This window comes from Aeromonas sp. HMWF017 (genome assembly GCF_003061465.1).
GTDB lineage: Bacteria > Pseudomonadota > Gammaproteobacteria > Enterobacterales > Aeromonadaceae > Aeromonas > Aeromonas veronii.
The window spans coordinates 1-11,107 of the sequence record NZ_QAJD01000059.1 but is presented as its reverse complement, the minus strand read 5'-3'; the positions used below and the strand labels follow the sequence as shown (position 1 = coordinate 11,107).

Here is an 11,107-nt window from a genome sequence, read left to right as displayed (position 1 = left end):
CCAGAGTTTGTTCCAGCGACTCGGCATCAATGATGCCAATAGCGAGCAAAATCGCGCTGCCATCAACCACTTTATGGGTGAGCTGATGCAGACTCTGGGGCAGGAGAATGGTGGCCAATCCCTCCCGGCTGCCATCGATAGCGCCCGCAACCAGCTGGCGAGCGGCACCCTGAGTACCCGTCTCGATGCGCTGCAAAGTGAGCTCGATACCCTCAAGGATTCCCTCGGTGCCAGCCATCTCGACCTCGACCAGCTGCTCGCTGCCTTTAAACAGACTCTGCCCAATGGCAAGGGCGATGGGGTGGGCAAGCTGCTAAATGCCAGTGCCTGAACGGTAGCAGGCAATAAAAAACGGCAACCTTGGGTTGCCGTTTTGCTTTCTAGTTCGAATGACAAGCAGGTTGGTTTAACCCGTCCGTTTTGCCAGCCAGGTTTCGGCTGCGGTCAGGGCTGCCTCTACCTGCTCGCGGGCAACACCGCCTTTGGCGACCCGTTTGGCGAGGGTCGCTTCCAGTTCCAGATTGGGGTAGACGTCGAACTCGATCACCGGGCTGAAGCGCTGGAACTCGCCGATGGAGAGCTCTTCCAGCGGTTTGCCCATGCTGATGGCAAAGACCACGGTTTCGCCGACGATATGGTGCGCTTCACGGAACGGAATCCCCTTGGCTACCAGATAGTCCGCCAGCTCGGTAGCGTTGGCGTAACCGCCCTGCGCCGCCGCCATGGTGCGCTCGCCATTGACCTTCAGATCGATCAGCACCAGCGCCGCCATGTCGAGGCAGTCGTGCCAGGTGTCGAGGGCATCGAACAGCCCCTCTTTGTCTTCCTGCATGTCCTTGTTGTAGGCCAGCGGCAGCGCCTTGAGGCTCATCAGCATGCCCATCTGGGCGCCGACCACCCGGCCGGTCTTGCCACGAATAAGCTCCAGCGCATCGGGGTTCTTCTTCTGCGGCATCAGCGATGAGCCGGAGGTAACCGCGTCGGAGAGCTCGACAAAGCCCGCCTCGCCGGTGTTGTAGAAGATAAGGTCTTCGGCAAAGCGCGACAGGTGGGTCATGGAGAGGGACGCCACGTGCATCAGCTCCACCACGTGATCCCGATCGGAGACCGAATCCAGACTGTTGCGGGTGGCGCCGGTAAAGCCCATGTCGAGCGCCAAGGCTTCGCGGTCGATGGCGTAGGCAGTGCCCGCCAGCGCGCCGCAGCCGAGCGGGCTGGTGTCGAGGCGTTTCAGCGCATCCTGCAGGCGGGAGTAATCCCGCTCCAGCATCTCCACATAGGCCAGCGCCCAGTGGGCATAGGTGACCGGCTGGGCCCGCTGCAGGTGGGTGTAACCGGGCAGCACCGCAGCCTGATTGGCGCGGGCAGAGGCGACCAGCCCCTGCTGCAGGGCGGTGATGGAGCCGAGCAGCAGCTCGCCCTGCGCCTTGCACCAGAGTTTCAAATCGGTGGCGACCTGATCGTTGCGCGAGCGACCGGTGTGCAGCTTCTTGCCGAGATCGCCGACGGCGGCGATGAGCTGACTCTCGACCCAGGAGTGGATATCTTCGGCGTCCGAGCTCAGGATCTGCTGGGGATCCTGCTGCACCGAAGCGAGCAGCACCTCCATCGCCTGCTGCAACTTGCCCTGCTCATCGGCGGTCAATACGCCCACCTTGACCAGCGCTTTGGCCCAGGCCATGGAGCCCTGAATATCCTGCTCCGCCAAGCGGTAATCGAACCGCAGCGAATCGTTGAACTGCTTGAACCTGCTATCGGCTCCCTGACTGAAGCGTCCACCCCAAAGTGCCATACTGCTCTCCTTGAATGCGTTGTCGGCGGCGCCCTGGCCACCGAGCTTGAAATCGTGCCCAGTTTTTCTGCGAGTCTGTTATCTCACAGAAGCGGCCGGGGCGCTGCCGCTCTTGTCACACCCGCTGATGATGGGTCAGGGGCTATGCCCTCTGCCTGTAGAAGAGGGGGCCATGCCCCCTCAACGGAATCAACGGGTTATCGCGCTTGATTAGCCGTGGGTGTGATCGCCACCGATAGCCTGATGCTGCTCCTTCATGGCGCGGATCCGGCTGGCCAGGGTGTAGAGACGGATAAAGCCTTCGGCATGGCTCTGGTCATACACTTCGTCGGCGCCGAAGGTAGCGAAGTCTTCGGAGTAGAGGCTGTTCGGCGACTTCTTCTGCACCGCGGTGACCTGACCCTTGTACATCTTCAGCACCACTTCACCGTCGAGATCTTCGGCGATGGCGTTGGCAGAGGCGAGGATCGCCTTGCACAGCGGGGTGAACCAGCGGCCGTCATAGACCAGATGGGAGAACTCGGCACCCAGCTTCTCCCGCCAGGCGCGGGTCGGGCGATCCAGTACCAGCTCTTCCACGGCGCGCAGCGCGGCGACCATCACGGTACCGCCCGGGGTTTCGTAGCAGCCACGGGACTTCATGCCCACCATCCGGTTTTCGGTGATGTCGATGCGGCCCACGCCGTGCTTGCCGGCCCGCTCGTTCAGGGTCATCAGGATCTGGTGCGGGCTGAGCGGCTGATCGTCAACGGCCACCACTTCACCCTGCGCCACGGTCAGCTTGACGTACTCCGGCTGATCCGGTGCCTGTTCGGCCGGTACGGTCCACTGCCAGACCGCTTCGGAGGGCTCGTTCCAGGTGCTCTCCAGCTCGCCACCCTCGGTGGAGATGTGCCAGGCGTTGGCGTCGCGGCTGTAGATCTTCTTCAGGGTCGCCTTGCAGGGAATGTTGCGGGTCTCCAGATAGGAGAGCAGATCTTCCCGGGAGCGCATGTCCCAGATCCGCCACGGGGCGATGACTTTCAGTTGGGGCGCCAGCGCGGCGACCGCACCTTCGAAACGCACCTGATCGTTACCCTTGCCGGTGCAACCGTGGGAGATGGCATCGGCCCCTTCCGCCAGTGCGGCCTCGACCATCGCTTTGGCGATCACCGGACGGGCCATGGAGGTGCCCAGCAGATAGGTGCCTTCATAGACGGCGCCGGTCTTCAGGGTCGGGTAGACGTACTCTTTGACGAACTCTTCCCGCAGATCCTTGATGATGCACTTGGTGGCGCCGGAGGCGATCGCCTTCTGCTCGATCCCTTCCAGATCGTCGCGCTCCTGACCGACGTCGGCCACAAAGGCGATGATTTCGGCGTCATAGTGCTCTTTGAGCCAGGGAATGATGGCCGAGGTATCCAGTCCACCCGAGTAAGCCAGTACGATCTTGTTGATTCCGCTCATGTTACTTCTCTCCGTGATGATTCGATGATGATTCAATAAAAGGGTCGTGATTCAGGTTGAGTGCCGCGTTACTTGTTGCCCTGACTATTTATGCCCAAACAGGGTCAGCAACACGGCGTTCTGGATATGCATCCGGTTTTCGGCCTCGTCCATGATGAGGGAGGCGGGGCCATTCATCACCTGCGAGGTGATCTCCAGCTCCCGGTGCGCCGGTTGGCAGTGCAGCACATGCTGGATGCCGGTGCGGTCGAGCAGGGCCTGGTTGATCTGGTAAGGCATAAAGAGGTCTTTGACCTGCTCCATCGGGGTGTTGTCACCCATGGAGACCCAGGTGTCGGTGTAGGCCACGTCGAACCCTTCGATATCCGCCACGTCATCGCTGATGTGGATGGTCGCCCCCGACTTGGCCGCCAGTGCCTGCGCCTGCAGGAAGATCTGGGTATCCGGGCCGTGACCTTTCGGGCAGATGAGGGTGACGTCGGTGCCGAGGGTCGCCCCCAGCAGCAGCAGAGAGTGGCTGACGTTGTTGCCATCACCGAGGTAGGCAAGTTTCACCTTCGACAGGTCGTCGTAGTGCTCGGCAATGGTCATAAAGTCGGCCAGCCCCTGACAGGGGTGGTAGAGGTTGCACAGGCTGTTCACCACCGGCACTGTGCCGTGCTCTGCCAGCTCGACCAGAGTCTGGTGATCGAACACCCGGGCGACAATGGCATCACACCAGCGCGACAGGTTGGCAGCGAAATCCTTCACTGACTCCCGCTTGCCCAGTGCGCCGTTCTGCTGATCCAGATAGACGCTGTGGCCGCCCAGTTTGGCGATGCCGATGTCGAAGGTGACCCGGGTGCGCAGGGAGGGTTTCTCGAACAGGGTGACCACGCTCTTGCCGGCCAGCGCCTGGCTGTACTTCTTCGGGTCGGCCTTCACTGCTTTGCCCAGCGCAATCAGCGCCTCGATCTGGGCTTTATTCAGATCACTGTCTTTCAGAAGATGTTGCATCGGATGTTCCTTGTTCCGGTGGAGATCAAATAGTTACCTGGGTGCCGACCGCGCCGCCAGCCAGCAGCTTGAGCAGCTGATCCGGGTAGCGCCAGCTGGCGACACAGACCGGCTTGCCGAGGGTCTCGGCGGCGTGCAGGGCCGCTTCTACCTTGACCGCCATACCATCGCGGATCACCCCTTTCTCCATCAGATCCAGTGCGGTCAGCTTGTCGATCTGGGGCACCAGCTTGCCCTTGCCATCCAGGATGCCGCTCACATCGGAGAGCATCACCAGATCGGCACCGAGCGCCTCGGCAATGGCGGTGGCCGCCTGATCCGCGTTGACGTTCATCAGCTGCCCCTCGGCGGTGATGCCGATGGAGCTCACCACCGGCAGGAAGCCCTGACCGAGGATGCCTGCTACCAGCGCCGGGTTGCCCGGCTTGCACTCGCCGACCGCGCCGAGGTCCGGGTCGAGCTGGGTCACCTGACAGAGGCCGCCATCCGCCAGGCAGAGCCCCACAGCCGGAATGCCGGTGGCGATCGCCTTGGCCATCATCTGTTTGTTGGCAGTGCCCGCCAGCGCACCGGCAATAAAGGGGATCTGCTCGAACGGGGTCACCCGCAGGCCATTCTTCTTGGTGGAGGTGAGACCCAGCCCCTTGAGCAGGTCATCCACCAGACAGCCACCGCCGTGCACCAGCACCAGCGGACGGTGCTGATCGTCGAGAAAGGTTTTGAGGGTGGCGAACAGGGCGGTCAGCGCCTCGTCGTTCTCGATAAGGGCGCCGCCCAGCTTGATTACCAACGTCTGTTTGTCCATGTCCGAGATCCTTCCTAAGTCCTTAAATCAGGCCGGTGGCCGGTTCAAATCCGAATTTGATATTTATGCACTGCATGGCTTGCGAGGCGGCGCCCTTGAGCAGGTTGTCGATGGCGGAGACCACCACCAGCATGTTGCCCTGCTGTTGCCAGGCGATGTCGCAGTAAGGGGTGCCCGCGACGCCGCGAATGGAGGGCATCTGGCCGGTGAGGCGCACCAGCGGCTTGCCTTCGTAAGCCTTGAGGAAGGCTTGATCCACCTGAGTGGGGGTGACGCCGTCCGCTAGCTGTACATAGATGGTGGCCAGGATGCCGCGCACATAGTTGCCAAGGTGGGGCTGGAACAGCACCTCCTTGCCGAGGTGGTGGCTGATCTCCGGCTGGTGTCTGTGATTGAAGGTGCCGTAGGGGTTGAGGCTCACTTCGCAGAAGCTGGTGTTGATAGTCGCCTTGCGCCCGGCGCCGGAGACCCCGGAGACGGCATTAATGATCGGCTGCCACCCCTTGGCAATCAGCCCATCTTGCTGTAGCGGCTTGAGGGCGCAGAGGGAGGCGGTCGGGTAGCAGCCGGGCACCGCAATCAGCTGGGCGGTGGCGATGGCATCGGCATTCCACTCCGCCAGGCCATAGACGGCCTGATCCAGCCACTGTTCGCTGTCGTGGGTGAAGCCGTAGAAGCTGTCGTAGAAGCCCTGATCCTTGACCCGGAAGGCGCCGGAAAGATCGAACACCGGCAGCCCCTTGGCGAGAAACTTGGGTGCCAGTTCGGCACTCACCTCATGGGCGGTGGCCAGCAGCACCAGATCGGCCTGGGTCAGGATCCGGGTCATGCCGTCGTCGTCCAGTGGCAGCAGCGGCTGATCGAGGGCGCCGACCCACTGGGGATGCAGGGAAGAGAAGCGCTTGTGGGCATCCTGACTGCCGGCGGAGACATAGAGGCCGAACAGTTTGAGTTGTGGATGGTTCTGTACCAGTGCGGCCAGTTCGGCTCCCGCGTAGCCACTGGCACCGACGATAACGGTGTTAAGCATGTTGAATATTCCAAGTCAGAGTTCGAGATTCACAGCATGACGCTGCAGTGCACAAGGGTGTTCGAGCGCCCCTTTGCACAAGTGCGGAGGGGCAATTCAGGCGGGTGTGTGTCGTCGGTTATAGATCAGGTGACAGAACATTAACTTTCCCTTACAACTAGAAGCCTTTGTTGATGAGCCAGATATTCAGGTAAAATCGTAGAATATTCATGCACTCACTTTGCATTTGTATTTTCTAACAGAAACATTCCGGGGACGCAAGGAGGAGCTGATGGCCAATCTGGATTTTTTTTCACTTTATAAGAATATTATTGCGATTCCCTCTATCAGCAGCACGGATCCCAAGTGGGATCAGAGCAATGAGACGGTGATCCGGCTGCTGGCCGACTGGTTCGGTCAGCTCGGTTTTCAGTGCGAGGTGACGGCGCTCCCCGATCTGCCGGGCAAGTTCAATCTGGTGGCGACGATCGGTCAGGGTGAGGGCGGACTGCTGCTGGCGGGTCACACAGATACGGTGCCGTTCGATGAGGGGGGCTGGAGCAAGGATCCCTTCAAGGTGACCGAAGAGGGCAACCGTCTCTATGGCCTCGGCACCATCGATATGAAGGGCTTCTTCGCCTTCATAGTGGAAGCGCTCAAGGAGATCGATCTCACCAAGCTGACCAAGCCGCTGCGCATTCTCGCCACTGCCGATGAAGAGACCACCATGGCGGGGGCCCGCGCCATCGCCGCGGCGGCCGAGCTGAAACCCGACTACGCCGTGATTGGCGAGCCGACCGGACTGGTGCCTGTGGTGGCCCACAAGGGACATATGTCGGAGGCGATCCGCATTACCGGCAAGAGCGGTCACAGCTCGGATCCCGCCAACGGCGTCAACGCCATGGAGATCATGCACAAGGCGATGGGGCAGGTGCTGCGCTTGCAGCAGGATCTGAAAGATCGCTATGCCGACCACCGCTTTGCCGTGCCGCAGCCGACCCTGAACCTGGGTTACATTCAGGGCGGTGACAGCCCGAACCGCATCTGCGGCTGCTGCGAGCTGCATATCGACCTGAGACCCACGCCGCAGGTGGGGCCGGACGAGCTGATGGGGATGCTGAAAGAGGCGCTGTCGCCCATCGAGATCCACCAGCCGGGCTGTCTGCATCTGCAACATCTGCATGAACCCATTCCCGCCTACGCCTGCGCCGACGACTCTGTGTTGGTGCGCGAAGCTGAGAAGGCGAGCGGTCGCGCCGCCGAGTCGGTCAACTACTGCACCGAGGCGCCGTTTATCCAGCAGCTTGGCTGCGAGACCATAGTGATGGGCCCCGGTCATATCACCCAGGCGCACCAGCCGGATGAGTATCTCGACCTCTCCTTCGTCAAGCCAACCACCACAGTGTTGCAGCACCTGATCAGACGTTTTTGCCTGTAGCGGCGGCGGTGAAAGGGGCGTAAGAACTGTAAGTAAGTTACATAACAAGCCGGTTGTGGAGTGGTGAGGGAAATACATGTTCTGAATCGGCCTGTTATTTGACCTTGCGCAGACAATCTGGGTAGATTGTCACCCTAAGATGACGGAGCATATGTTGTAATCGCACAACAATAAGTGAGGTCGTCTAGCACCCCGGATGGGTGTCAGGCACCAACAAGATAAGGATGTGGAATGAACGAAAAGTACGCCGCACTACGCGCCAACGTAGGTATGCTGGGTCAGCTGCTGGGTAAATCCATCAAGGATCATCAGGGTCAGGCCTTTCTCGACAAGATCGAAACCATTCGCCAATTGGCCAAGTCCTCCCGCAAGGGCAATGAATCAGACCGGGAACGTCTGCTCGATACCCTGCGCACCCTGAGCGATGATGAACTGCTGCCGGTGGCCCGCGCCTTCAGCCAGTTCCTCAATCTGGCCAACGTGGCGGAACAGTTCCACACCATCTCCCGTCGCTGTGAAGAGCAGGTCTGCACCCCGGATCCGCTGGAGCAGATGTTCGACAAACTGAAAGCTTCCAACCTGTCGCAAGAGGCCATCATTCAGGCTGTGCGCGAGCTGGATATCGATCTGGTGCTGACCGCTCACCCCACCGAGGTGACCCGCCGCACCCTGATCCACAAGCACGTACAGCTCAACGACTGCCTCGAGGCGCTGGAGCTCTCCGACCTGCTGCCCCGCGAGCGTGACAAGATCCTCAACCGCATCGAACAGCTCATCAATCAGGCGTGGCACACCAACGAGATCCGCGAACAGCGCCCGACACCGGTCGACGAGGCCAAGTGGGGCTTCGCGGTGGTGGAGAACAGCCTGTGGCCTGCCATCCCAGAATTCATGCGCAATCTGGACGAGCGTCTGCAACACCATCTGGGTGTGCGGCTGCCGCTGGATGCCGCGCCGGTCAAGTTCACCTCCTGGATGGGCGGTGACCGCGACGGCAACCCCTTCGTGACCGCGAAAGTGACTGCCGAAGTGCTGGAGCTGGGCCGCTGGATGGCGGTGAGCCTGTTCTACAAAGACATCAAGGAGCTTACCTCCGAGCTCTCCATGTCCGACTGTACCGACGCCGTGCGTGCTCGCGTTGGCGATCACCCCGAGCCCTACCGCGCGCTGGTGCGCGAGCTGCGTGAAGCGCTGCGCGAAACCAAGGAGCACCTCACCGCCAAGGTGCAGGGCCAGGCGAGCGAGAGCCAGGATCTGGTCAAGACCACCGCCCAGCTGCGCGAGCCGCTGGAGCTCTGCTACCACTCATTGCACGCCTGCGGCATGGGCAATATCGCCGATGGCATGCTGCTGGACGTGCTGCGCAAGGTCGCCTGTTTCGGCATCCATCTGGTCAAGCTCGATATCCGTCAGGATGGTGAGCGTCACGGGCTGGTCTTCTCCGAGCTGACCCGCTATCTGGGTCTGGGTGACTACGCCGAGTGGAGCGAAGATGACAAGCAGGCCTTCCTGCTCAACGAACTGAATTCCCGCCGCCCGCTCATTCCCCACGACTGGGAGCCGAGTGCCGAGGTGCGCGAGACGCTGGATACCTGTCAGGTCATAGCCCAGCACGACCCCGATGCGTTCGGTATCTACATCATCTCCATGGCCGGTGCGCCGTCCGACGTGCTGTCGGTGCAACTGCTGCTCAAAGAGGCGGGTTGCAAGTTCCGCATGCCGGTCGCCCCGCTGTTTGAAACCCAGGATGACCTGATGGCAGGCACCGCCGTGATGGAGCGCCTGCTCTCGGTGGACTGGTATCGCGGCTACATTCAGGGCCGTCAGTACGTGATGATCGGTTACTCCGACTCTGCCAAGGATGCGGGCATGATGGCCGCAGGTTGGGCCCAGTACGCCGCCATGGAATCCCTGGTGGGGCTGGCCGAAGCCAACAACATCCGCCTCACCCTGTTCCATGGCCGTGGCGGTACCGTCGGTCGTGGTGGTGCGCCTGCCCATCAGGCGATCCTCTCCCAGCCGCCGGGATCCCTGCGCGGCGGTCTGCGTACCACCGAACAGGGGGAGATGATCCGCTTCAAGTTCGGCCTGCCGAAAGTGGCGATCAAGAGTCTGGAGCTCTACACCAGCGCCGTGCTGGAAGGGAACCTGCTGCCGCCGCCCAAGCCGAAAGAGTGCTGGCGCGAGGTGATGGAACAGCTGGCCGCCGACTCCTGCGATCACTACCGCAGCATCGTGCGCGGTCATCCGGACTTCGTCCCTTACTTCCGTGCCGCCACCCCGGAGATGGAGCTCGGCAAGCTGCCGCTCGGCTCCCGTCCCTCCAAGCGCAAGCCCAACGGCGGCGTCGAGAGCCTGCGCGCCATTCCGTGGATCTTCGCCTGGACCCAGAACCGCCTGATGCTGCCGGCTTGGCTCGGTGCCCACAAGGCGCTGCAACAGGCGATCGACGGCGGCAAGCTGGCGGTGCTGGAAGAGATGAGCGCCCAGTGGCCCTTCTTCCGCACTCGCCTCGAGATGCTGGAGATGGTGTTCCTCAAGGCGGACGTCTGGCTCGCTGAGTACTACGACACCCGTCTGGTGCCGCAGGAGCTGTGGGGCCTTGGCAAACAGCTGCGTCAGGAGCTCGCCGAATCCATCGAGGTGGTGCTGAAACTGAGCCCGCGCGGGGATCTGCTGGAGGATCAGCCCTGGATCAAGGAGTCCATCAAGCTGCGCAACCCCTACACAGACCCGCTCAACGTGCTGCAGGCCGAGCTGCTCAACCGCTCCCGCAACCACCCGGAGACCCTGCACCCCGAGCTGGACAAGGCGCTGATGGTCACCATCGCCGGTATTGCCGCAGGTATGCGCAATACCGGTTGATAGCCAGCCCAAGCCAGCAGGCTTCAGCGATATCCATCAAGCCAAAGGGCGCCGACAAGGCGCCCTTTGTTGTTTCTACGATCTCGCTTGGTTTACAGGTTGTCTCTAGGGGGTTGCCGCTTCCAGCGCGGCTATCTCACCGCCGCTGATAAGCGGCAGGTTGCGGCTGATCTGCTCCACCGGCCAGTTCCACCAGGCGATGGCGTTGAGACGGGTGATGGTGTCGTCGTCGAAGCGGTAGCGGATCACCTTGGCGGGGTTGCCGCCGACCACGGCATAGGCGGGCACGTCGCCGGTGACCACCGAGCGGGCGGCGATAATGGCGCCGTTGCCGACTTTTACCCCCGGCATGATCAGGGCGTCATAGCCAATCCAAACATCGTTGCCGATGACGGTATCGCCCTTGTAGGGGAGGCTGCCCGGGGCGGGGGCTGCGCTCTCCCAGCCGTTGCCGAAGATAAAGAAGGGGTAGGTGGAGAAGCCGGAGGTCTGGTGGTTGGCACCGTTCATGATGAACTTCACCCCGCGGGCGATGGCGCAGAACTTGCCGATGATCAGCTTGTCGCCGATGAAGGGGAAGTGGTAGAGGACGTTGCGCTCGAAGCCCGCCGAATCCTCCGGGTCGTCGTAATAGGTGTAGTCACCCACCTCGATATTGGGCCCCTTGATGGTGTTCTTGATAAAGCACACCTGGGGGAAGCCGTTCATGGGGTGGGGATTGGCGGGATCGGGTCCGTGCATCTGGTCTCCTTGGAT

The 11,107-nt window shown here is 61.5% G+C and carries 9 protein-coding genes; 3 read left to right on the top strand and 6 right to left on the bottom strand.

Translation table 11 applies throughout. The annotated features are described in order from the left end of the window. The coding region (locus DBR30_RS04980; protein ID WP_258224285.1) for a hypothetical protein at positions 1-331 on the top strand (331 nt) is incomplete at its 5' end. A 75-nt stretch (positions 332-406) separates the two neighbouring features. Here the strand turns inward: DBR30_RS04980 and argH are convergent. The 5 genes from argH to argC all read right to left on the bottom strand — a co-directional run bounded on the left by argH (position 407) and on the right by argC (position 6,069). Continuing rightward, positions 407-1,792, bottom strand: coding sequence for an argininosuccinate lyase (argH, locus tag DBR30_RS04975; RefSeq protein ID WP_108542657.1), 1,386 nt, complete (start codon positions 1,790-1,792; stop codon positions 407-409). A gap of 210 nt (positions 1,793-2,002) precedes the next feature. Then, the gene (locus DBR30_RS04970) at positions 2,003-3,238 is read right to left on the bottom strand and encodes an argininosuccinate synthase (RefSeq protein ID WP_033115910.1); all 1,236 of its coding nucleotides are present in this window, start codon (positions 3,236-3,238) and stop codon (positions 2,003-2,005) included. Positions 3,239-3,322: 84 nt separating this feature from the next. Further along, positions 3,323-4,234, bottom strand: a complete 912-nt coding sequence (locus tag DBR30_RS04965) for an ornithine carbamoyltransferase (RefSeq protein WP_108588217.1) — start codon at positions 4,232-4,234, stop codon at positions 3,323-3,325. Between the two features lie 25 nt (positions 4,235-4,259). Beyond that, the gene (argB, locus tag DBR30_RS04960; protein ID WP_108542656.1) at positions 4,260-5,039 is read right to left on the bottom strand and encodes an acetylglutamate kinase; all 780 of its coding nucleotides are present in this window, start codon (positions 5,037-5,039) and stop codon (positions 4,260-4,262) included. Positions 5,040-5,061: 22 nt separating this feature from the next. After that, the gene (argC, locus tag DBR30_RS04955) at positions 5,062-6,069 is read right to left on the bottom strand and encodes an N-acetyl-gamma-glutamyl-phosphate reductase (RefSeq protein ID WP_108542655.1); all 1,008 of its coding nucleotides are present in this window, start codon (positions 6,067-6,069) and stop codon (positions 5,062-5,064) included. 271 nt (positions 6,070-6,340) lie between these two features. On the opposite strand from argC, the gene argE reads away from it, so the two are divergent. Both argE and ppc read left to right on the top strand, forming a co-directional pair. Next, the gene (gene argE, locus DBR30_RS04950) at positions 6,341-7,486 is read left to right on the top strand and encodes an acetylornithine deacetylase (protein WP_108588216.1); all 1,146 of its coding nucleotides are present in this window, start codon (positions 6,341-6,343) and stop codon (positions 7,484-7,486) included. A gap of 231 nt (positions 7,487-7,717) precedes the next feature. Beyond that, the gene (ppc, locus tag DBR30_RS04945) at positions 7,718-10,351 is read left to right on the top strand and encodes a phosphoenolpyruvate carboxylase (protein ID WP_005341594.1); all 2,634 of its coding nucleotides are present in this window, start codon (positions 7,718-7,720) and stop codon (positions 10,349-10,351) included. Positions 10,352-10,456: 105 nt separating this feature from the next. Here the strand turns inward: ppc and DBR30_RS04940 are convergent, their stop codons facing one another. After that, positions 10,457-11,092, bottom strand: coding sequence for a Vat family streptogramin A O-acetyltransferase (locus DBR30_RS04940; protein ID WP_108539554.1), 636 nt, complete (start codon positions 11,090-11,092; stop codon positions 10,457-10,459). Between the last annotated feature and the right edge of the window lie 15 nt (positions 11,093-11,107).

Excerpts from the sequence above, each read along its gene's own strand:
- argH (WP_108542657.1), bottom strand. The coding sequence starts at position 1,792 with ATGGCACTTTGGGGTGGACGCTTCAGTCAGGGAGCCGATAGCAGGTTC.
- DBR30_RS04940 (WP_108539554.1), bottom strand. The coding sequence starts at position 11,092 with ATGCACGGACCCGATCCCGCCAATCCCCACCCCATGAACGGCTTCCCC.
- DBR30_RS04965 (WP_108588217.1), bottom strand. The coding sequence starts at position 4,234 with ATGCAACATCTTCTGAAAGACAGTGATCTGAATAAAGCCCAGATCGAG.
- argE (WP_108588216.1), top strand. The coding sequence starts at position 6,341 with ATGGCCAATCTGGATTTTTTTTCACTTTATAAGAATATTATTGCGATT.
- DBR30_RS04970 (WP_033115910.1), bottom strand. The coding sequence starts at position 3,238 with ATGAGCGGAATCAACAAGATCGTACTGGCTTACTCGGGTGGACTGGAT.
- argC (WP_108542655.1), bottom strand. The coding sequence starts at position 6,069 with ATGCTTAACACCGTTATCGTCGGTGCCAGTGGCTACGCGGGAGCCGAA.
- ppc (WP_005341594.1), top strand. The coding sequence starts at position 7,718 with ATGAACGAAAAGTACGCCGCACTACGCGCCAACGTAGGTATGCTGGGT.
- argB (WP_108542656.1), bottom strand. The coding sequence starts at position 5,039 with ATGGACAAACAGACGTTGGTAATCAAGCTGGGCGGCGCCCTTATCGAG.